Annotated in this window: 21 protein-coding genes and 1 pseudogene; 17 read left to right on the top strand and 5 right to left on the bottom strand. The window is 39.4% G+C overall.

The window, feature by feature from the left end:
• Nucleotides 1-186: 186 nt before the first annotated feature.
• Both LIX50_RS06885 and greB read right to left on the bottom strand, forming a co-directional pair.
• Nucleotides 187-876 carry an rRNA large subunit pseudouridine synthase E gene (locus LIX50_RS06885; protein WP_048953384.1) on the bottom strand — a complete coding sequence of 230 codons (690 nt, stop codon included), beginning with the start codon at nucleotides 874-876 and terminating at the stop codon, nucleotides 187-189.
• Nucleotides 877-879: 3 nt separating this feature from the next.
• Nucleotides 880-1,356 (bottom strand): transcription elongation factor GreB, encoded by a 477-nt coding sequence (gene greB, locus LIX50_RS06880; protein WP_048953387.1) that lies wholly within the window; start codon nucleotides 1,354-1,356, stop codon nucleotides 880-882.
• 107 nt (nucleotides 1,357-1,463) lie between these two features.
• On the opposite strand from greB, the gene LIX50_RS06875 reads away from it, so the two are divergent.
• The gene (locus LIX50_RS06875) at nucleotides 1,464-3,776 is read left to right on the top strand and encodes a Tex family protein (RefSeq protein ID WP_048953389.1); all 2,313 of its coding nucleotides are present in this window, start codon (nucleotides 1,464-1,466) and stop codon (nucleotides 3,774-3,776) included.
• A 125-nt stretch (nucleotides 3,777-3,901) separates the two neighbouring features.
• Nucleotides 3,902-6,322, top strand: a complete 2,421-nt coding sequence (gyrB, locus tag LIX50_RS06870; protein ID WP_048953391.1) for a DNA topoisomerase (ATP-hydrolyzing) subunit B — start codon at nucleotides 3,902-3,904, stop codon at nucleotides 6,320-6,322.
• Nucleotides 6,323-6,377: 55 nt separating this feature from the next.
• Here the strand turns inward: gyrB and hslR are convergent, their stop codons facing one another.
• A complete protein-coding gene (hslR, locus tag LIX50_RS06865; protein WP_048953393.1) occupies nucleotides 6,378-6,776 on the bottom strand; it encodes a ribosome-associated heat shock protein Hsp15 in 399 nt (132 codons plus the stop codon).
• 206 nt (nucleotides 6,777-6,982) lie between these two features.
• On the opposite strand from hslR, the gene LIX50_RS06860 reads away from it, so the two are divergent.
• From LIX50_RS06860 to gnd, 10 genes and pseudogenes are all read left to right on the top strand, one after another.
• Entirely contained in the window at nucleotides 6,983-8,971 is a 1,989-nt protein-coding gene (locus LIX50_RS06860; protein WP_048953395.1) for an OPT family oligopeptide transporter, read from the top strand.
• Nucleotides 8,972-9,024: 53 nt separating this feature from the next.
• The gene (locus LIX50_RS06855; RefSeq protein WP_048953399.1) at nucleotides 9,025-9,441 is read left to right on the top strand and encodes a hypothetical protein; all 417 of its coding nucleotides are present in this window, start codon (nucleotides 9,025-9,027) and stop codon (nucleotides 9,439-9,441) included.
• A gap of 4 nt (nucleotides 9,442-9,445) precedes the next feature.
• Nucleotides 9,446-10,255, top strand: a complete 810-nt coding sequence (cysQ, locus tag LIX50_RS06850; protein ID WP_048953400.1) for a 3'(2'),5'-bisphosphate nucleotidase CysQ — start codon at nucleotides 9,446-9,448, stop codon at nucleotides 10,253-10,255.
• Between the two features lie 75 nt (nucleotides 10,256-10,330).
• The gene (gene zwf, locus LIX50_RS06845) at nucleotides 10,331-11,815 is read left to right on the top strand and encodes a glucose-6-phosphate dehydrogenase (protein WP_048953401.1); all 1,485 of its coding nucleotides are present in this window, start codon (nucleotides 10,331-10,333) and stop codon (nucleotides 11,813-11,815) included.
• 88 nt (nucleotides 11,816-11,903) lie between these two features.
• Complete coding sequence (gene pgl / locus LIX50_RS06840; RefSeq protein WP_048953402.1) at nucleotides 11,904-12,602, top strand: 6-phosphogluconolactonase; 699 nt, start codon at nucleotides 11,904-11,906, stop codon at nucleotides 12,600-12,602.
• A 33-nt stretch (nucleotides 12,603-12,635) separates the two neighbouring features.
• Nucleotides 12,636-13,028, top strand: coding sequence for a GNAT family N-acetyltransferase (locus tag LIX50_RS06835; protein ID WP_048953403.1), 393 nt, complete (start codon nucleotides 12,636-12,638; stop codon nucleotides 13,026-13,028).
• A gap of 65 nt (nucleotides 13,029-13,093) precedes the next feature.
• On the top strand, nucleotides 13,094-13,426 hold the full coding sequence (locus LIX50_RS06830) for a hypothetical protein (RefSeq protein WP_009499570.1): 333 nt from the start codon (nucleotides 13,094-13,096) through the stop codon (nucleotides 13,424-13,426).
• A 16-nt stretch (nucleotides 13,427-13,442) separates the two neighbouring features.
• A pseudogene (locus tag LIX50_RS06825) lies at nucleotides 13,443-13,601 on the top strand (GNAT family N-acetyltransferase); the annotation flags it as partial.
• 157 nt (nucleotides 13,602-13,758) lie between these two features.
• The gene (locus LIX50_RS06820; RefSeq protein WP_111407771.1) at nucleotides 13,759-14,190 is read left to right on the top strand and encodes a toxin-antitoxin system YwqK family antitoxin; all 432 of its coding nucleotides are present in this window, start codon (nucleotides 13,759-13,761) and stop codon (nucleotides 14,188-14,190) included.
• 82 nt (nucleotides 14,191-14,272) lie between these two features.
• Nucleotides 14,273-15,727, top strand: coding sequence for a decarboxylating NADP(+)-dependent phosphogluconate dehydrogenase (gnd, locus tag LIX50_RS06815; RefSeq protein ID WP_048953406.1), 1,455 nt, complete (start codon nucleotides 14,273-14,275; stop codon nucleotides 15,725-15,727).
• Between the two features lie 75 nt (nucleotides 15,728-15,802).
• Here the strand turns inward: gnd and pepD are convergent, their stop codons facing one another.
• Nucleotides 15,803-17,260 (bottom strand): beta-Ala-His dipeptidase, encoded by a 1,458-nt coding sequence (gene pepD, locus LIX50_RS06810; protein WP_048953408.1) that lies wholly within the window; start codon nucleotides 17,258-17,260, stop codon nucleotides 15,803-15,805.
• Between the two features lie 106 nt (nucleotides 17,261-17,366).
• On the opposite strand from pepD, the gene gpt reads away from it, so the two are divergent.
• The 3 genes from gpt (at nucleotide 17,367) to LIX50_RS06795 (ending at nucleotide 20,236) form a co-directional block, all read left to right on the top strand.
• A complete protein-coding gene (gene gpt, locus LIX50_RS06805) occupies nucleotides 17,367-17,834 on the top strand; it encodes a xanthine phosphoribosyltransferase (protein ID WP_048953410.1) in 468 nt (155 codons plus the stop codon).
• Nucleotides 17,835-17,974: 140 nt separating this feature from the next.
• On the top strand, nucleotides 17,975-18,592 hold the full coding sequence (gene yihA / locus LIX50_RS06800; protein ID WP_005632793.1) for a ribosome biogenesis GTP-binding protein YihA/YsxC: 618 nt from the start codon (nucleotides 17,975-17,977) through the stop codon (nucleotides 18,590-18,592).
• A 114-nt stretch (nucleotides 18,593-18,706) separates the two neighbouring features.
• The gene (locus tag LIX50_RS06795; protein WP_048953411.1) at nucleotides 18,707-20,236 is read left to right on the top strand and encodes a YifB family Mg chelatase-like AAA ATPase; all 1,530 of its coding nucleotides are present in this window, start codon (nucleotides 18,707-18,709) and stop codon (nucleotides 20,234-20,236) included.
• 33 nt (nucleotides 20,237-20,269) lie between these two features.
• Here the strand turns inward: LIX50_RS06795 and deoC are convergent, their stop codons facing one another.
• Nucleotides 20,270-20,941 carry a deoxyribose-phosphate aldolase gene (gene deoC / locus LIX50_RS06790; RefSeq protein ID WP_048953412.1) on the bottom strand — a complete coding sequence of 224 codons (672 nt, stop codon included), beginning with the start codon at nucleotides 20,939-20,941 and terminating at the stop codon, nucleotides 20,270-20,272.
• A gap of 110 nt (nucleotides 20,942-21,051) precedes the next feature.
• On the opposite strand from deoC, the gene LIX50_RS06785 reads away from it, so the two are divergent.
• Both LIX50_RS06785 and rfaD read left to right on the top strand, forming a co-directional pair.
• Nucleotides 21,052-21,555, top strand: a complete 504-nt coding sequence (locus LIX50_RS06785) for a protein disulfide oxidoreductase (protein ID WP_048953418.1) — start codon at nucleotides 21,052-21,054, stop codon at nucleotides 21,553-21,555.
• Nucleotides 21,556-21,607: 52 nt separating this feature from the next.
• Nucleotides 21,608-22,534 carry an ADP-glyceromanno-heptose 6-epimerase gene (rfaD, locus tag LIX50_RS06780; protein ID WP_005626818.1) on the top strand — a complete coding sequence of 309 codons (927 nt, stop codon included), beginning with the start codon at nucleotides 21,608-21,610 and terminating at the stop codon, nucleotides 22,532-22,534.
• The last annotated feature ends 22 nt before the right edge of the window (nucleotides 22,535-22,556 follow it).

Genomic DNA, 22,556 nt, shown 5'->3' with positions numbered 1-22,556 from the left:
AATCCGTGAAGGTGGTCGTACAGTTGGTGCGGGCGTTGTTGCGAAAATCATCAAATAATAGATGTAGCGAAATAGTCTAAGAGACAAGTAAGAGAAAAGTGCGGTGAGTTTTCATCGCACTTTTTTGTTTATGAGTATTAGATATATCTCTATAATATTTATAATTATCAAGCTATATTTATCAGATTAGTATCTTATCTTTAATTGATTAAATAAGTCTTTTATTTCATCTAATGACAATGATCTAAATGCACCATTTTTTAAATTATTGATGGATAAATCGCCGATATTTACTCTTATTAGCCGTAAAGTGGGGAAACCAATATAGGCGGTCATTCTACGAACTTGACGATTACGCCCTTCACTAATTTTTATTTCTAGCCAACTTGTTGGAATATTTTTACGATCTCGGATGGGCGGATTTCGTTCCCATAGGTTAGGTTCGGAGATATGGCGTACTTTAGCTGGGCTAGTTATGCCATCTTTAAGTTTTACGCCTTTTCTAAGTTGATCTAAAGTTTTTTCTTCGGGTATTCCTTCAATTTGTACCCAATAAGTTTTTTCTGTTTTAAATTGAGGATCTGCTAAGCGATGTTGTAGTTCGCCATTGTTAGTTAGAATCAATAATCCCTCACTATCTCTATCTAATCGTCCTGCTGCATAAACATTTGGAATAGAAATAAAATCTTTTAATGTGCGACGACCTTGCTCATCAGTAAATTGAGTAAGCACGTCAAAGGGTTTATTAAATACGATAACTTTCGTTTCTTTTAGTGAGATGAGTTTAAACTTTGACTTTTGCTTGAAAGTGCGGTGAAAATTATTCGAATTTTGTTTGATCTTATTTAAAGAGAAAGATGATGAATGTTTTTTCATTGCTTATTTCTCATACCAAATTCGGTTCACATAGAGAATTATTTTGCCAGAGGGCGTTTTTACATGGATTTCATCGTCAACGCTTTTACCGATTAAAGCACGCGCAACAGGAGAATCAATGGAGATCCAGTTTTTAGCAGGATCGAATTCATCACAACCGACGAGGCGATATTGCTTCACTTCTCCCTCTTCATTTTCTAGCTCAACCCACGCACCAAAAAACACTTTACCTTCTTGTTTTGGGCTGTAATCTACTATTTGTAGCACTTCTAGTCGTTTAGAAAGAAAACGTACTCGACGATCAATTTCACGTAAACGACGTTTTCCGTAAATATATTCTGCGTTTTCGCTACGATCGCCTAGCGCAGCGGCATCTGAGACTGCTTGAGTAACTTTTGGGCGTTCTTCTTTCCACAAAAACTTGAGTTCTTGATCAAGCTCATTCCAGCCTTGACGGGTAATATAATTTGATTTTGCCATAATAAAAATAAAAGAAAGTTTTTCGAATTATATTTGAGCCAACAGCCTAAAACCAGTATTCTATCCCCGTTTTTTCTCGAATCCTTTCATAACAAAGAAGTATGACAATGTTAAATCAACAAATTAGCCAAATTATTGCGGCAGAATTAACCGTTCAACCCCAACAAATCCTCTCCGCCATTCAATTATTAGATGATGGCAACACGATTCCATTTATTGCACGTTATCGTAAAGAAGCCACAGGTGGCTTGGATGACACCCAGCTTCGCCATTTTGAAACCCGTTTAATTTATTTACGTGAATTAGAAGAACGTCGTCAAACCATCTTGAAATCTATTGAAGATCAAGGGAAATTGACCGATGAATTGCGTGACAAAATCTATGCGACACAGAGCAAAACTGAATTAGAAGATTTGTATTTGCCATACAAACCAAAACGTCGAACCAAAGGGCAAATTGCCATTGAAGCAGGTCTTGAGCCATTGGCTGATTTACTTTGGAATGAGCCAAAAAATGATCCAGAATCAACCGCACTTTCCTTTGTAGATGCTGAAAAAGGCGTAGCTGATAGCAAAGCTGCGTTAGACGGTGCACGCTATATTTTAATGGAGCGTTTTGCTGAAGATGCGGGTTTATTAGCGAAAGTGCGTGATTATCTAGCGAAAAATGCCGTTATCGTATCCAAAGTGATCGAAGGCAAGGAAACGGAAGGCGCAAAATTCCAAGATTATTTCGACCACCAAGAATTATTGAAAAATGTGCCTTCTCACCGTGCATTAGCGATGTTCCGTGGACGTAATGAGGGTATTTTACAATTAAGTTTAAATGCTGATCCTGATGCGGAAGAGGGAAGTCGCCAAAGCTATTGTGAAGAGATTATTCGTGATTATTTAGATGTGCGTTTCACGGGACAGCCTGCGGATAAATGGCGTGAGCAAGTGATTGCGTGGACATGGAAAATTAAAGTTTCGTTGCATTTAGAAACGGAATTAATGGCAAGTTTACGTGAAAAAGCGGAAGAAGAAGCCATTGATGTTTTCGCTCGAAATTTGACCGCACTTTTAATGGCAGCACCGGCAGGGGCGAAAAGTACTATGGGCTTGGACCCGGGCTTACGTACAGGTGTTAAAGTCGCGGTGGTGGATAACACAGGTAAGTTATTAGATACCACCACCATTTATCCACACACGGGGCGTGAAGCTGAAGCGCAAGTGGCAATTTTCAGCTTGATCCGCAAACATAACGTGGAATTAATTGCCATTGGTAATGGCACAGCTTCTCGTGAAACCGAACGTTTTGCGAAAGAAGTGATTAAAGAAATCAAAGAGAATAAACCACAAACTGTCGTAGTGAGCGAAGCGGGCGCATCGGTTTATTCTGCTTCTGAATTTGCCGCAAATGAATTCCCGAATCTAGATGTATCTTTACGCGGTGCGGTATCAATTGCACGTCGTTTACAAGATCCATTGGCAGAATTAGTGAAAATCGAACCAAAAGCCATTGGTGTAGGGCAATATCAACACGATGTAAACCAAACTCAACTTGCGCGTAAACTCGATGCGGTGGTGGAAGACTGTGTAAACGCGGTGGGTGTGGATTTGAATACGGCATCCGCGCCATTGCTCGCTCGTGTAGCTGGTATGACAAAAACCTTAGCGCAAAACATTGTGGAATACCGTGATGAAAATGGGCGTTTTGAAAGCCGTAGCGAATTGAAAAAAGTGCCACGTTTAGGGCCAAAAGCCTTTGAGCAATGTGCGGGCTTTATGCGTATTGCAGAAGGTAAAAATCCACTTGATGCTTCAGGCGTTCACCCAGAAGCTTATCCTGTGGTCGAAAAAATCTTGCAAGCCACCGCGCAATCTATTCAAGATTTAATGGGCAATGCTGGTGTAGTACGTCAGCTTGATGCAAAACAATTCATTGATGAGCAATTTGGTTTACCAACGGTTCAAGATATTTTCAAAGAATTGGAAAAACCAGGGCGCGATCCGCGTGGTGAGTTTAAAACTGCTGTATTTGCAGAAGGTGTGGAAGAAATCACTGATTTAAAACCAGGTATGATTTTAGAAGGTACCGTCACCAATGTGACTAACTTCGGCGCATTTGTGGATATTGGTGTTCACCAAGATGGTTTAGTACATATTTCATCATTAAGCGATAAATTCGTGGAAGATCCACACCAAGTGGTGAAAACTGGCGATATCGTGAAAGTGAAAGTATTGGAAGTGGATGTGCCGCGTAAACGTATTGCGTTGACGATGCGATTAGATGAAAGTGCGGTCAAAAATGACGGCAAATCTGACCGCACTTTATCTGCAAGACCTCGTGGAAATACGCAACGAGAGGAGCGTAGTTCAAGAGGTAATAATGCGATGGGCAATGCCTTTGCTGATGCGCTAAAAAATTGGAAAAAATAACAAGTTATAGGGCGAAATTACTCGCCCTTTTTTTATATCTTTCCTTTCCCGAAAAGCATCGCCAAAACGGCGATTTTTTGCTATAATCTCGCCCAATTTTTATTTACAAAAGAATGAGATAAATTATGTCAGAAACGACCAATGATAACTATGGTGCATCGAGCATTAAAGTATTAAAAGGCCTTGATGCGGTGCGTAAACGTCCAGGTATGTATATCGGTGATACCGATGACGGTACTGGTTTGCACCATATGGTATTTGAAGTGGTGGATAATGCCATTGATGAAGCCCTCGCTGGCCATTGTTCCGATATTATCGTGACAATTCATGATGATAATTCTGTATCGGTACAAGATGATGGGCGTGGTATTCCTGTGGATATTCACCCTGAAGAGGGCGTTTCTGCAGCAGAAGTTATCATGACCGTGCTTCACGCTGGCGGTAAATTTGACGATAACTCTTATAAAGTATCGGGCGGTTTACACGGTGTGGGCGTATCAGTGGTGAATGCGCTTTCTGATAAATTACAATTAACTATTCGTCGTCAAGGTCATGTTCATGAGCAATTCTATCATTTAGGTGAGCCACAAGCGCCATTGACAGTGATTGGCGACACTGAGGCAACGGGGACAACGGTTCGTTTCTGGCCAAGCTCAGATATTTTTGCTATCACAACCTTTGATTACAAAATCTTAGCAAAACGCTTACGTGAGCTTTCTTTCTTGAACTCAGGCGTATCTATTCGTTTAATTGATAAACGTGATGGGTCTGAAGATCATTTCCATTACGAAGGCGGTATTCAAGCATTCGTCGAATATTTGAACAAAAATAAAAACCCAATTCATCCAAAGCCATTTTATTTTACCGCTGAGAAAGATGGCATCGGTGTAGAAGTTGCCTTGCAGTGGAATGATGGTGTAAATGAAAATGTGTATTGCTTTACTAACAATATTCCTCAACGTGATGGTGGTACTCACCTAGCAGGTTTCCGTGGGGCTTTAACCCGTAGCTTAAACAGCTACATGGAAAACGAGGGTATGCTGAAAAAAGAAAAAGTAGCGACTTCAGGCGATGATGCGCGTGAAGGTTTAGTGGCGATTATTTCAGTTAAAGTGCCTGATCCAAAATTCTCATCGCAAACGAAAGACAAACTCGTGTCTTCAGAAGTTAAAAGTGCGGTGGAATCTGCGATGAATGAAAAAATGCAGGAATATTTATTGGAAAATCCTGCAGATGCAAAAATCATTGTAAACCAAATTATTATGGCTGCTCGTGCGCGCGAAGCAGCACGCAAAGCTCGTGAAATGACGCGCCGTAAAGGGGCATTAGATATTGCAGGTTTACCGGGTAAACTTGCAGACTGCCAAGAAAAAGATCCTGCACTTTCTGAACTTTACTTGGTGGAGGGGGACTCTGCGGGTGGTTCTGCAAAAGTTGGTCGTGATCGTAAAACTCAAGCAATTTTGCCATTGAAAGGTAAAATCTTAAACGTAGAAAAAGCACGTTTCGACAAAATGTTGTCTTCCCAAGAAGTGGGAACATTGATTACTGCCTTAGGTTGCGGTATTGGGCGTGATGAGTATAACCCAGATAAATTACGCTATCATCATATCATTATCATGACCGATGCTGATGTGGATGGTTCTCACATTCGTACGTTGCTTTTAACATTCTTCTATCGTCAAATGCCTGAGCTTATTGAGCGTGGTTATGTTTACATTGCTCAGCCGCCACTTTATAAAGTGAAAAAAGGAAAACAAGAACGCTACATTAAAGATGCGGATGAAATGGAGCAATATGAATTAACGCTTGCGTTAGATGGCGCAGAATTACATATTAGCGCAAATGCACCGGCAATGAATGCCCTTGTATTTGAAAAATTGGTGGCAGAATATAACAGCGTACAAAAACTTATCGGTCGCTTAAGTCGCCATTATCCAGACCCTGTATTGCAAGGATTAATTTATCAGTCGCCAATTTCTGTTGAAATGATGAAAGACGAAAGTGCGGTTGAAAATTGGGGTAAATCTTTTGTTGAACAACTGACTGCAAAAGAAACAGAAGCGCATCAATATTCAGTACGTACACAATTTAATGCGGAACGCCAAGTGTATGAAGCGGTGATTACTGTTCGTAAACACGGTATTGATACAGATTATTTCTTGAATTTTGATTTTGTTCACGGCAACGAATACGCAAAAATTGTTTCTCTTAATAAACAGCTCAATGGTTTATTGGAAGAAGGCGCTTATGTTACACGCAGTGAAAAAATACAACCCGTGCGTAGTTTTGAACAAGCTGTTGAATGGCTAGTGAAAGAATCCCGTAAAGGTCTTGAAGTACAACGTTATAAAGGACTTGGTGAAATGAACGCAGACCAACTTTGGGAAACCACAATGGATCCAAATTCACGTCGTATGTTGAAGGTTTCTATTAAGGACGCCGTTGCTGCGGATCAACTCTTTACAACTTTAATGGGCGATGAAGTTGAGCCACGCCGTGAGTTCATTGAGTTGAATGCGTTACGTGCAAATTTAGATATTTAGTCGAAATATAGCAAGAAAAATAACCGTGCTTTTAAGATTAAGTGCGGTTATTTTTTTATTCAAAGTGATCTTGGTGTTTAAATTTCAGTAAATTACGTCTTTCTTGTTTGTTTGGGCGACGATCAGGATGGGGCATAGATAATGCATTATTTTTACGAGCCCATGCTATTTCCTCACGTTTTTTTAGACTTGTTTCCGTTTCTCGGTAAAGTAATTGTGCATCAGGTGCTCCACGACGTTGATCACTTAATGCAAGTACTTCAACTTCTTTTTCTTCATTCCCTTGGCGTAATTTTATTAATGCACCTAGTTCTACAATTTTACTAACTTTTGCACGTTGTCCATTATAGTGTATTTTCCCCCCTTCAATCATGGTTTTGGCGATAGTACGAGTTTTGTAAAAACGTGCTGCCCATAACCATTTATCTAAGCGGACCCCTTCTTTGCTAGCCATGAATTTACCTTTTGGATTAGGTTATTATTGAATAAGATAGTATCACAAATCTTATTTATTGCATTTTTATTAAATTAGGAAAGAGAAATACCGCTTAATTTAAATATTTTCTAATTGAATAAAATTAAGATTAAAAGTACTTGAAAAAATATGTGTTTTTTGCGATTTTTAAAGTGTTCTCTTTTTTTTACTTAAGGATGTAACATATGCATAACGAAAACTTAAAAGAATTGACCTTTCGAGGGATCATCCTCGGCGCATTGATTACAGTGATTTTCACTGCATCCAATGTGTATCTCGGTCTAAAAGTAGGGATGACATTCGCCTCATCTATTCCGGCGGCCGTAATTTCTATGGCGGTACTCAAATTTTTCAAAGATTCTAGTATTCTTGAAAATAACATGGTGCAAACACAAGCATCTTCAGCAGGGACACTTTCTTCTGTGATCTTCGTCTTACCAGGCTTATTAATGATGGGTTACTGGCAAGACTTCCCATTCTGGCAAACTATGTTGATTTGTGCTGCCGGTGGTACATTGGGTGTGTTATTCACCATTCCATTACGCCGTGCGATGGTGGTAAACAGTGATTTACCTTATCCTGAAGGTGTAGCTGCTGCAGAAATCTTAAAAGCGGGTAATCATGCAGATGGCGATAGTGGTGTGAAAGATATTGCTTACGGTGGTGTTTTAGCGGGATTAGTTGCATTTTTAACTAACGGTTTACGCGTGATGGCTGATGGTGCAAGCGCTTGGATTCAAACTGGTAAAGCGGCTTTCCAATTACCAATGGGCTTCTCACTAGCCTTGCTGGGTGCCGGTTATTTAATTGGTATCGTAGGCGGTATTGCGATGTTAATCGGTGTTATTTTGACTTGGGGTGTGGCTGTGCCATATTTCACGATGTCAGGTGATATCGCGGCAGACGCAAGCTTAATTGATGCAGCAATGGTGGTTTGGAAAACGAAAGTACGCTTTATTGGTGTGGGTACGATTGGTATTGCAGCGATTTGGACATTGCTGATTTTAATGAAACCAATGATTGAGGGGATGCTACATTCTTTCCGTATGTTGAAAGGTGGGCAGGCTGAATCTGAGCATCGCGTTGATATCGACCTTTCTCCAAAAACAATGAGTTATATCTTAATCGCGACAGTTGTGTTGATTGTTATTTCATTACATCACTTTATCGCAGCTGCACCGATTTCACCTGAGCTTTCCATTTTATTAGTGGTTGTTTGTACTTTCTTAGCTGTATTTATCGGCTTCTTCGTGGCCGCAGCTTCTGGTTATATGGCGGGTTTAGTAGGTTCATCTTCAAGCCCAATTTCTGGTATCGGGATTATTTCTGTTATCGTGATTTCATTGGTATTGGTGTCAATCGGTAATGCATCAGGATTATTTGAAACCGTAGATGGTCAGAAATTTTTAACCGCACTTACACTCTTTACTGCGTCAATTGTTTTAACCACCGCAACGATTTCTAATGATAACTTGCAAGATTTAAAAACCGGTTTATTAGTAGATGCGACACCTTGGCGTCAACAAGTCGCATTAATTATCGGCTGCTTTGTCGGTGCGCTTGTTATCGCACCAGTATTAGAAATCTTATATCATGCGTATGGTTTCAGCGGTGCGTTGCCACGCCCAGATATGGATCCTTCACAAGCGCTATCTGCACCACAAGCAACATTAATGACCACCATTTCTCAAGGTATTTTCACCAATAAATTGGAATGGACTTACATCTTAACTGGTGTGGTTTTGGGGGCTGTGTTAATTACGATTGATGCATTCTTGAAAAAAGTTAGCAACAAAGTCTTTGGCTTGCCAGTTATTGCCGTGGGGATTGGTATTTACTTACCACCATCAATTAATATGCCTGTGATTGTCGGTGCATTCTTAGCGTGGATCATGACTCGCCATATTGCAAAACTTGGTAACAAAGAAGTGTCAGCTAAAGCAGAACGTTTCGGTACCCTTTTCTCTGCAGGTTTAATTGTAGGTGAAAGCTTAATGGGGGTGATTTTAGCATTCATTATTGCGGCTTCTGTTACTACCGGTGGTTCTGAAGCGCCATTATCCTTAAATCTTGAAAACTGGGATACTATTGGCGAGTGGTTAGGTTTAATCGTATTTATCGTGGGCATTGTGATTTTTGCATCTCGCGTATTACGTGCGAAAAAATCTGATTAATCCTTAAATTTATTTTAGAATAGGCTACCTTTGGGATAGCCTATTTTTTTATTATGAAATCTTATTTAAAAACACTTATTTTTTTTCCTCTAATTTTACAAGTAATCGTCACCGCACTTTTGATTTGGTTCGATGATGATTCAAGTGGCGTTATCGTTCCTTTTTCTAGCTATGCTCTCACAGCATTTCTTCTTGCTACAATTCCCGCATTTTTAACCGCACTTTTAGCTGCAAAATTCCGTTACACACGTTATAACATTGCTTCGATTGTATTAGTTTCATCGATCATTTCATTTGTTTACTGCCATATGGCATCTTATTTTTATTTACTATTGCTCGGTGAACAAGAAACTTCCTTTTGGGGCTGGTTAACCGAAGGGGGATTATCCCTCGGGCTAATAAGCACATGCGGAATGGTGTTTTATGCTCTATTTGTGATGCCGTGGTTGCTGCCAAAAACAAGAGAATAATTTTATGCTCACGTTAAACGAACATTTACTTAACCAAGTATTGCTGATTGCTTACCAAGCGGGTAAGCATTTGCAACAGTTTTATCAAAAACAGGTTCATGTTGAATTGAAAGAAGACAATACACCTGTGACGGAAGCGGATCTTTTTGTGAGCAAATTTTTAACAGAAAAATTGACTGCACTTTTTCCTAATGTCCCCGTTCTTTCGGAAGAAAATTGTCATATTTCCTTTGAAGAACGTAAAAATTGGAAAGAATATTGGTTAATTGATCCTCTTGATGGCACACAACAATTTATTAATCGTGCCGATCAATTTTCTGTGTTGATAACCTTAGTTCGTAAAAATAAGCCAGTATTAAGCATTATTCATGCACCAATTTTATCGACAACTTATTATGCAATGCGTGATTTCGGCGCATTTAAAAAACAACTGGATCAGGTAAAAAAACTCACTAAAACCACGATGAATTTTGACCGCCCTTTACGAATTGCGGTAGGTGCAACCACTTCACAAGAAAAAGTGAGGTCGATTTTACCGAAGGATTTTCCTAGTGAATTTGTTGTAGTGGGTTCAAGTAGCTTAAAAAGTGGTTTAGTGGCTGAAGGTGCAGTAGATTGTTATGTTCGTTTAGGACAAACTGGTGAATGGGATACCGCTGGCGCTGAAGTCCTACTGGGTGAAACTCACGGTGCCATTTTTGACTCTCATTTTGAGCCTTTAACCTATAACCAACGTGAAACCTTGATTAATCCGCATTTTGTCATGGTGGGCGATCAATCGCTCGATTGGCGTTCTGTCTTTCAATTTAATTGATTGGTTCGATTGGTTTTTTTCTCTAGAATACGGCATTATTTTCCGATATTACTCGGAATCTTATAAGGAATAATTATGCAAACTGATAATAACTGTATCGTCATCTTTGGCGCGTCTGGTGACTTAACTCACCGTAAACTCATTCCAGCTCTTTATAATCTCTACAAAATCGGGCGTTTGAGTGAAAACTTTTCCGTTCTAGGTGTTGCGCGTTCTGACTTGAACGATGAAACTTTCCGCGAAAAAATGCGTGAGACCTTAATCCATAATGAAGAAACAACACCAGAAACCTTAGATGCTTTCTGCTCTCATCTTTATTACCAAGCAGTGAATACTTCGGATGCTCAAGATTATGGCAAACTTGTTCCACGTTTAGATGATCTTCATGATAAATATAAAACCTGTGGTAACACCCTTTACTATATGTCCACTCCGCCAAGTCTTTATGGCGTGATCCCTGAGTGTTTGGCTGCACATGGTTTGAATACGGAAGAATATGGCTGGAAACGTATTATTGTTGAAAAACCTTTTGGTTACGATGAAAAAACAGCGCAAGCGTTAGACGTACAAATCCACCATTTCTTTGAAGAACACCAAATTTATCGTATCGACCATTATTTAGGTAAAGAAACCGTTCAGAACTTGCTCGTATTACGTTTCTCAAATGGTTGGTTTGAACCGCTTTGGAACCGAAATTTCATTGATTATGTAGAAATTACGGGTGCAGAATCTATTGGCGTGGAAGAGCGCGGTGGCTATTATGATGGTTCTGGTGCAATGCGAGATATGTTCCAAAACCATTTATTGCAAGTATTAGCGATGGTGGCAATGGAGCCACCAGCGATTATTAATGCGAATTCAATGCGTGATGAAGTAGCAAAAGTGATGCATAGTTTGCGTCCATTAACTGTAGAAGATATGGAGCATAACCTTGTTTTAGGTCAATACACTGCGGCTGAAATTAACGGCAAAATGGAAAATGGCTATTTAGAAGAAAAAGGCGTACCGGCAGATTCTCGCACTGAAACCTACATCGCATTACGTTGTGAAATTGAAAACTGGCGTTGGGCTGGTGTGCCATTCTATGTCCGTACAGGTAAACGCTTACCAGCAAGGGTGACGGAAATTGTGATCCATTTTAAAACTACGCCACATCCTGTATTCAGCCAAAATGCACCAGAGAATAAATTGATTATTCGTATTCAACCTGATGAAGCGATTTCAATGCGTTTTGGTTTGAAAAAACCAGGTGCAGGCTTTGAAGCGAAAGAAGTATCAATGGATTTCCGTTATGCAGATTTAGCAGGCGCACAAGTATTAACTGCTTATGAACGCTTATTGTTAGATGCGATGAAAGGCGATGCAACATTATTTGCTCGTACTGATGCTGTGCATGCCGCGTGGAAATTTGTGCAACCGATTTTAGATTACAAAGCTAATGGTGGTCGTATTCATGAATATGAAGCTGGCACTTGGGGCCCTGTGGCAGCCGATAAATTAATCGCAAAACAAGGTAAGGTTTGGCGTAAACCGACAGGCTTAATGAAGAAAAAAGTTTAATTAATCTAATGTAGGGTGGGCTTTAGCCCACCACTCTTAATATCTAACATAATAAATTATGGGCTAAAGCCCACCTTACGGAAAATCAATGAACTATATCAGCTTCCCAACGGCTCAACACGCAGTCGATAAAATTGCCCAAGAATTTGTGATTTATAGCCAATTAAATCATCCCGTACATATTTCCCTTTCCGGTGGTTCAACACCTAAGTTGTTATTTAAAACCTTATCCAAAACGCCTTATGCGGAACAAATTAACTGGAAAAATCTGCATTTTTGGTGGGGTGATGATCGCATGGTTCCACCATCCGATCCTGAAAGCAACTATGGCGAAGTGCAAAAACTCTTATTCGATCATATTCAAGTTCCAGCAGAAAATATTCACCGAATTCGCGGTGAAAATGAACCGCACTTTGAGCTCAAACGTTTCGAAGAAGAATTAAGTGCGGTCATTCCAAACGGTGTTTTTGATTGGATCATTTTAGGTATGGGAACTGATGGTCATACCGCTTCTCTTTTCCCACATCAAACCAATTTTGATGATAAAAACCTAGCTGTCATTGCTAAGCACCCTGAAAGTGGTCAAATTCGCATTTCTAAAACAGCTAAACTTATTGAACAAGCCAAACGCATTACCTATTTAGTCACAGGTGAAAGCAAAGCAGATATTTTAAAAGAAATCCAAACGACTCCAGCCGATAATCTACTTTACCCTGCAGCAAAAATTAAAGCAAAAAATGGTGTAACGGAATGGTATTTGGATAAAGTGGCAGCGAAATTGCTATAACAAGTTGAGTATCCAATATCACAGGCTTGCAAAATGATAGACTACAAAGTGAATGAACCGATTTCAGTTAAACAATTTATTGAATTGCTAAATAAAACAACGCTCGGGGCACGCCGTCCGTTAGAGGATGAAAAACGTGTCGCAGCAATGTTACACCATGCGGATTTATTAGTGACCGCTTGGGATGGTGAACGATTAGTGGGTTTAGCACGTTCCGTGACGGATTTTGCCTATTGCTGTTATTTATCTGACTTAGCGGTTGATGAACAATATCAAAAGCAAGGTATCGGTTTGCAATTGATTGAACACACTAAGCAAGCCCTACATCCACAAGCCAAAATTGTGCTTTTATCGGCTCCACAAGCCGTGGATTATTATCCACATATTGGATTTACGCAGCATATGAGTGCATGGACGAAGAGTTAATTTATTAGCATTGTATGGATTAAAGTAAGATTAAAATATAGATACATCAGATGCGGAGTGACTTAATGTTGAATTTAGATAATAAAAAATTTGTTGCTGTTGAAAACACCGCAAATGGTGAAGTGAGTAGCCAAACAGAATTTCATTACCATCAACAAGGTAAAATGATTTGGGCCGAATATGGTGGCGGTGAAATTTTAAAAGGCTTCTTAATTGGGAAATGGATTGACGATATTCAAATTGAATTTACGTATCAACATTTAAATCAATCTCTAGAAAACCGTTTGGGGCGTTGTTGTACCACATTTTCTTTAGAAAAGAGTAAACTCATCGGCTATGAAAAATGGCAGTGGCTAGACACGTTAGAGCAAGGTAGCTCTTTGATTAGAGAAATTTAAAAGAAGTTTTGCTATAGAATATCTGAAACAAGGTATCATCTTGCAGTTAATTGAATACACTAAGCAAGCCTTACATCCACAAGCCAAAATCGTGCTTTTATCTGCTCCACAAGCAGTGGATTATTATCCATATATTGGATTTACTCAACATATGAGTGCGTGGACGAAGAGGTAAATACTTGGAAAGGTGGCTGCACTTTTGCGTAGAAAGAAGATGGATTACTGATAGCGCACGTTTCATAACGTATGCTTGTAGATAAAGGCACGCGTCAGGAGACACGCGCTATCATAGGGTTTTTAATTTAATAACATTTATTTTTTAGGGTAAAAATATGAAAAAAATATTAGTAACATTATTTGCATCTCTCATATTGACCGCATGTGTGACAGATAATAACAAGACTACTTCTTCACAGCCTGAAATTAATCAGATTAGTGATATTCCTGAAAGTATGAGAACGATCTCTAAAAAACAAGTTCCTGCTAATATAAAAGATGGTGAATTTACAGGAACTGCAAGTAATGGTCGAACTTTTAAAACAGTTGTAAAAAATGGGTATGTAGATAAATATTTTGATGTTTATCACCCTAATGGGAAATTGCACTCTCATACACCATTGGTAAAAGGACTAGCTCAAGGATGGTCTGAAGGTTATACGCAAGAAGGTAAGTTAAGAACAAAAATTTTTTATAAAAATGGACATCTAATTCGATTTCAAGTCTATGATGAAAAAGGTTCTTTGATTAAAGATATTAAAGAATAGAATTTATTTTGTAGAGTGCAACTTATTGCACCAACATATTCAAATCGGTACAACAACTTGTACCCTACAACAGGAGAAAACAATGTCAGTAAAAGGCGACATCGGTGTTATCGGCTTAGCCGTTATGGGGCAGAACCTCATTTTAAATATGAACGACCACGGGTTTAAAGTGGTGGCGTATAACCGAACCACATCCAAAGTGGATGAATTTTTACAAGGTGCGGCAAAAGGCACGAACATTATCGGTGCTTATTCTTTGGAAGATTTGGCCGCTAAATTAGAAAAACCACGCAAAGTGATGTTAATGGTGCGCGCGGGTGATGTGGTGGACCAATTCATTGAGGCATTACTGCCACATTTAGAAGAAGGCGATATCATCATTGATGGGGGTAACTCAAACTATCCTGATACCAACCGTCGTGTAAAAACATTAGCTGAAAAAGGCATTCGCTTTATCGGTTCGGGTGTTTCTGGCGGTGAAGAAGGTGCGCGTCATGGACCATCTATCATGCCAGGTGGTAACCACGAAGCATGGCCATATGTTAAACCAATCTTCCAAGCAATCTCAGCTAAAACAGAACAAGGCGAACCTTGCTGTGACTGGGTTGGCGGTGAAGGTGCAGGCCACTTCGTGAAAATGGTTCACAATGGTATCGAATATGGCGATATGCAATTAATCTGTGAAGCTTACCAATTCTTAAAAGAAGGTTTAGGCTTGAGCTATGGCGAAATGCAAGCTATCTTCGCAGAATGGAAAAAAACTGAACTTGATAGCTATTTAATCGATATCACCACCGATATTCTTGGTTATAAAGAGGCTGATGGTGAACCATTAGTTGAAAAAATCTTAGATACCGCAGGCCAAAAAGGGACAGGTAAATGGACGGGTATCAATGCATTAGATTTTGGTATTCCATTAACCTTAATCACTGAATCTGTCTTTGCTCGTTGTGTATCTTCATTTAAAGATCAACGTGTTGCCGCTAACCAATTATTCGGCAAAACAATTCAACCAGTTGAAGGCGATAAAAAAGTGTGGATTGAAGCGGTACGTAAAGCCTTATTGGCGTCTAAAATCATTTCTTACGCACAAGGCTTTATGCTGATTCGTGAAGCCTCTGAACAATTTAGCTGGAACATCAACTACGGTGCAACAGCATTATTATGGCGTGAAGGTTGTATTATCCGTAGCCGTTTCTTAGGTAACATTCGTGATGCATATGAAGCCAATCCAGATTTAATCTTCTTAGGTTCAGATAGTTACTTCAAAGGCATTTTAGAAAACGCATTAAGCGACTGGCGTAAAGTGGTGGCAAAATCTATCGAAGTGGGTATTCCAATGCCTTGTATGGCGTCTGCAATCACCTTCTTAGATGGTTATACTTCAGCACGTTTACCAGCAAACTTATTGCAAGCTCAACGTGACTATTTCGGTGCACACACTTACGAGCGTACTGATAAACCACGTGGTGAATTCTTCCACACCAACTGGACAGGTCGAGGTGGGAATACAGCCTCTACCACTTATGATGTGTAGTTAAAATATCGATAAAAATTACCGCACTTTGAGATATTAAAGTGCGGTATTTTTTTATCTCTTTTTTATTATTTATTAAGCTTTAACTGGTATATCAGCTAATACATTTACTAATACATTCCAGTATGTTGCGACAGTAGAAATCTGTACTTTCTCATCTGGTGAATGCGCATTACGGATAGTTGGTCCTAGAGAAATCATTTCGATATTAGGATAATGCTCTTTGAGTAATCCACATTCCAAACCCGCATGAATGACTTTAATATCAGGTTGTTTTCCTAACACTGCAGCATAATGTTTTTGGGTAAGATTTAATATGGAGGAATCATTGACTGGTTTCCAACCTGGATATGGTGCTGAAAATTCAGTTTTCGCACCCGCAAGGTTGGCAACAGAGGTTAATAATTCTGTTACATAATCTTTACCGCTTTCAATTAATGAACGTACTAAAATAGTCCCCTTCACACTGTGATCTTCGGTTTTTAATACCCCAATGCTGAGTGAACTTTCGACAACATTTTTGATTACATCGCTATTACGAATGACGCCGTTAGGTAACGCGTTTAATAAATGAATGACTTTTTCTGTTGATTCTAAGGTAAAGATAGATTGTGGTTTTTCCGCTGATTCTAAGAAAAGCTTAAGGTTAGGTTCAGCAATGAATAATTCTTCTTTTAATAAAATGTTTAGTTTTTCTACCTCACTTTCAAAAGCATGAGGTTCGCCATTGAAAACTAGAATCGCAACAGCTTCTCTAGGAATAGCGTTTCGAATTGAACCACCACGAATTTCTGCAAGCTGGAAAGGAGAAGTGTTTTGTGAAAGTTTCGCTAATACGCGAGCCATAACTTTGATTGCATTAGCTCGTCCAGTATGAATATCGCAACCTGAATGTCCACCACGCAAACCTTTCAATGTGAGTTGAATTGATTGTTCAAAAGTGTTGTTTTCCCATTGAATTGGTATTGATAAATTGGCATTAATCCCTCCGGCACAACCGATATAAATTTCTCCGACTTCTTCAGTGTCAGTATTGATAAGAATGTCCGATTGTAGCCAATTACGACGGAGGTGTAATGCACCGTCCATTCCTGTTTCTTCTGTCATGGTAAGAAGGACTTCAAGTGGTGGATGTGCGATGTTATCGCTTTCAAGAACGGCTAATGTAGATGCTAAACCAATACCATTATCGGAACCAAGCGTTGTCCCTTGTGCTTTTACCCAATCGCCATCAATATAAGGACGAATCGGATCTTTAGTGAAATCATGGGGATTACCTTCATTAGCCTGAGGTACCATATCCAAGTGGGCTTGCAATACAACAGGTGTGCGATTTTCCATACCTACTGTTGCAGGTTTGCGAATTAAAACATTACCCGCCTCGTCACGTTCTGCAAAAAAATGTTTTTCTTTTGCCCAGTTAACAATAAAGTTTGCAAGTGTATCTTCATGATGAGATGGATGTGGTATTGCACAAATTTGATCGAACCATTTCCATAGCAATTCGGGTTGAAGCGTTGTAATTTCAGACATAGTTTCTCCTTTTTATCGAAAAAGTTTGAGGAAATAATAGCATAAAATGCTATTTCAGGTTATCCTTACGCAATTTTTATTTATTGACAAAATTTAGGGTATTAAAATGAGTGAAAAATATGTGGTGACTTGGGATATGTTCCAAATGCATGCTCGTAAATTATCAGAGCGTTTACTTCCAGCATCCCAATGGAAAGGTATTATTGCTGTGAGTCGCGGTGGTTTATTCCCTGCTGCTGTATTAGCTCGCGAGTTAAGCATTCGCCACGTAGAAACCGTTTGTATTGCAAGTTATCATGACCACAATAATCAAGGTGAATTGCAGGTTCTTCACGCTGCACAGGTACCAAATGGCGGGGAAGGTTTCATCATAGTTGATGATCTAGTTGATACAGGTAATACGGCACGTGCAATCCGTGAAATGTATCCAAATGCAAAATTTGTGACAGTATTTGCAAAACCAGCAGGGGCAGAACTAGTTGATGATTATGTGATTGATATTCCTCAAAATACTTGGATTGAACAGCCTTGGGATTTAGGATTAATGTTTGTACCGCCTCTTGCAAGAAAATAAGTTTATTCTTTAGACTTGAATGCGAAATCTCTTTGATTTCGCATTTTTTTATCTCTTAATTTACCTTTTGAGTTAATCCGTGTCATTTCGGAAACAGGATTATTTATGCTATTCTAAGCGCAATTTTAAAAGGAATCCTTATGTCTGAAATTAAACTTAATTACCATAAAACTCACTTTTTAACGAGTGCGCCGAATATTCGTTCTATTCCTGAAGATACGGGCATTGAAATTGCGTTTGCGGGTCGTTCAAATGCGGGAAAATCGACCGCACTTAATGCATTAACCAATCAAAAAAATTTGGCCCGTACCTCAAAAACACCAGGGCGCACACAACTCATTAACTTATTTGAAGTGGAACCAAATTGTAAATTGGTGGATTTACCAGGCTATGGCTACGCAGCTGTACCAGAGCAAATGAAAATCCAATGGCAAAAATCATTAGGTGAATATTTGCAAAAACGCGAATGTTTGGCGGGATTGGTTGTGCTGATGGATATTCGCCATCCGCTTAAGGACCTTGATCAACAAATGATTGAATGGGCGGTTTCAGCAGATTTACCAGTACTTTTATTGCTTACTAAAGCCGATAAATTGAGTCAAAGTGCACGTAGTAAACAAGTGAAAATGGTGCGCGAAGCGATTCTTCCATTCCAAGGTGATATTCAAGTAGAAGCCTTTTCTGCACAAAATAAAATTGGTATTGATAAACTTGCAGCGAAATTAGATTTTTGGTTTTCGCCACTTTTTGCGGAATAAAATGTAAATTTTGCGATCTAGATCGCAAGAAAAGCACATGATGAATGATTTCATTATGTGCTTTTTTTATAGTGCAAAAACTATTTTCATTTTTACCGCACTTTAAGGATTATCATGTCCCTTGCTATTGTTTACAGCCGTGCTTCTATGGGTGTGCAAGCACCGCTTGTCACCATTGAGGTGCATTTAAGCAACGGAAAACCAGGATTTACGCTTGTTGGTTTGCCCGAAAAGACGGTGAAAGAGGCACAAGATCGGGTGCGTAGTGCGTTAATGAATGCACAATTTAAATATCCAGCCAAGCGTATCACTGTGAATCTCGCCCCTGCGGATTTGCCGAAAGAAGGTGGTCGATTTGATTTGCCTATTGCCATTGGAATTTTAGCCGCATCGGAGCAGCTTGATGCGAGTCGCTTAAAGCAATTTGAATTTGTGGCTGAGCTTGCGCTTACGGGCCAATTGCGTGGTGTGCATGGTGTGATTCCTGCTATTCTTGCTGCGCAAAAGTCAAAGCGAGAGTTAATTATCGCGAAACAAAATGCCAATGAAGCCTCGCTTGTTTCTGATCAAAATACTTATTTTGCGCAAACGCTTTTAGATGTGGTGCAATTTCTCAACGGTCAGGAAAAATTACCCCTTGCCACTGAAATTGTGAAAGAAAGTGCGGTAAATTTTTCGGGTAAAAATACATTAGATTTAACGGATATTATTGGTCAACAGCATGCCAAACGAGCATTGACCATTGCCGCCGCTGGTCAGCATAACTTGCTCTTTCTTGGTCCTCCTGGCACAGGGAAAACCATGTTAGCTAGCCGATTGACAGGGCTTTTACCTGAAATGACTGATTTAGAAGCGATAGAAACGGCATCTGTAACGAGTTTAGTTCAAAATGAGCTAAATTTTCATAATTGGAAACAACGTCCTTTTCGCTCACCGCACCATAGTGCATCAATGCCTGCTTTAGTTGGAGGCGGGACGATCCCAAAACCTGGTGAAATATCCTTAGCAACAAATGGTGTGCTTTTTCTTGATGAACTTCCAGAATTTGAGCGAAAGGTGTTAGATGCACTACGTCAGCCTTTGGAAAGTGGTGAGATTATTATTTCTCGTGCTAATGCCAAAATCCAATTTCCAGCTCGTTTTCAATTGGTGGCAGCGATGAATCCAAGTCCCACAGGCCATTATACCGGAACACATAACCGCACTTCACCCCAGCAAATTATGCGTTATTTAAATCGACTTTCAGGGCCATTTTTAGATCGTTTTGATTTGTCTATTGAAGTGCCTTTATTGCCACAAGGCAGCTTACAAAATACCGGCGATCGTGGCGAAACCAGCGCACAAGTACGAGAAAAAGTGTTAAAAGTGCGTGAGATTCAAATGGAAAGATCGGGGAAAATTAACGCTTATTTGAACAGTAAAGAGATTGAACGTGATTGCAAGTTAAGTGATAAAGATGCCTTTTTCCTTGAAAATGCGCTGAATAAACTAGGGCTTTCTGTTCGGGCTTACCATCGTATTCTGAAAGTTTCTCGAACCATTGCCGATCTACAAGGAGAACAACAAATTTCTCAACCGCACTTAGCGGAAGCTTTGGGATATCGAGCTATGGATCGTTTGCTACAGAAATTATCGAATATGTAAAAACGCGTGGTGAGGATACCACGCGTGAAAGGATTAGTAAGTGCTTTGGGTATCTTGCGTTCCGCTAATAATTGCAATGCCAGCGCTTGCACCAATGCGAGTCGCACCCGCTTTAATCATTGCAAGTGCAGTTTCAGTATCACGCACACCACCTGATGCTTTAACACCAATATTGCCGACTGTTTGTTTCATCAATGCAACATCTTCTACAGTCGCACCGCCTTTATTGAAACCTGTTGATGTTTTAACAAAAGCCACACCGATTTCTTTACAAATTTCACAGGCTTTCACTATCTCATCTTTAGTGAGCAAACAAGTTTCTAAAATTACTTTTAATGGCGTGCCATTACAAGCATCAAATACAGCTTGAATATCCTGTTTTACGGCATTCCATTTTTGCGATTTTATCCAACCTACATTAATCACCATATCAATTTCATTTGCACCTGATTTAATGGATTCTTGTGTTTCAAATACTTTGACAGAGGTTAAATTAGCACCCAAAGGGAAGCCAACTACGGTGCAAATTTTTACATTTGATCCTGTAAGTTTTTCTTTAGCGAGTGGAATATAACCAGAATTGATACATACAGAATAAAATCCGTGTTCAATCGCTTCATGACAGAGTGTCAAAATATCTTGTTCATTTTTTTCTGCGGTCAGTGCGGTGTGATCGATATATTGAGCAAGTTGATTCGGTGTCATTATTTTCCTCCTTTTATTTATGTTTTACCTATTGTAGCAAAAATCCCTTATTTTTGACTGTGGTTTTATGCTTGATTACAATCATCTCAATGCGATAAGGAATAAAGAAAATGAAGATTAAAAAACTACTTAAGAATGGATTATCCCTCTTTTTAACTTTTATTGTGATGAGTAGCATACTGGATTTTGTTCGTCGCCCTGTGGTACCAGAGGAAATAAATAAAATCACGTTACAAGATCTTCAAGGGAATACGTTCTCTCTTGAAAGTCTTGATCAAAATAAAGCGACGCTGCTTTATTTTTGGGGAACTTGGTGTGGTTATTGTCGCTATACTTCGCCAGCAATTAATTCTTTAGCGAAAGAAGGCTATCAAGTTGTATCGGTGGCGTTACGTTCAGGTAATGAGGCGGACGTAAATGATTATTTAAGTAAAAATGACTACCACTTCACTACGGTTAACGATCCTAAAGGGGAATTTGCAGAACGATGGCAAATTAATGTAACGCCCACAATTGTGCTGTTGAGTAAAGGCAAAATGGATCTTGTTACGACCGGCCTCACGAGTTATTGGGGATTAAAAGTGCGGTTGTTTTTCGCAGAGTTTTTTGGCTAAGCGGTAGAAAATCTATTACAATACGCAGACTTATTTTAAAGAGGACAGAATTATGATTATCGTAACAGGTGGCGCAGGTTTTATTGGCAGCAATATTGTCAAAGCATTAAATGATTTAGGGCGCAAAGATATTTTAGTGGTAGATAACTTAAAAGATGGCACAAAATTTGCCAATTTAGTTGATTTAGATATTGCAGATTATTGCGATAAAGAAGATTTCATTGCTTCTATTATTGCGGGCGACGAATTTGGCGATATTGATGCAGTATTCCACGAGGGGGCATGTTCTGCGACTACGGAATGGGATGGCAAATACATTATGCACAACAACTACGAATATTCTAAAGAGTTGTTGCATTATTGCCTTGATCGCGAAATTCCTTTCTTTTATGCCTCAAGTGCAGCAACTTATGGAGACACCAAGGTATTCCGTGAAGAACGTGAATTTGAAGGTCCGTTAAATGTTTATGGCTATTCTAAATTCTTATTCGACCAATATGTACGCAACATTTTGCCAGAAGCAAAATCGCCAGTATGTGGTTTCCGTTATTTCAATGTTTACGGGCCGCGTGAAAATCATAAAGGTTCTATGGCTAGCGTAGCATTCCACTTGAATAACCAAATCTTAAAAGGCGAAAATCCAAAATTATTTGCAGGCAGCGAACACTTCCGCCGTGATTTTGTTTATGTGGGTGATGTAGCTGCAGTGAATATTTGGTGCTGGCAAAATGGTATTTCAGGTATTTACAACCTTGGTACAGGAAATGCAGAAAGTTTCCGTGCGGTGGCTGATGCGGTAGTGAAATTCCACGGTAAAGGCGAGATTGAAACCATTCCATTCCCAGAGCATTTGAAATCTCGCTATCAAGAATATACGCAAGCAGATTTAACTAAACTTCGTTCAACAGGCTACGATAAATCATTCAAAACAGTTGCGGAAGGCGTGGCTGAATATATGGCGTGGTTGAATAGAAAATAAACCGTAGGTTTGCCTACTTCCC

Origin of the sequence: Haemophilus sp. Marseille-P9675, from assembly GCF_916862695.1 — a bacterium.
Taxonomy (GTDB): domain Bacteria; phylum Pseudomonadota; class Gammaproteobacteria; order Enterobacterales; family Pasteurellaceae; genus Haemophilus; species Haemophilus haemolyticus_K.
This window is presented reverse-complemented; position numbering and strand designations above follow the sequence as displayed.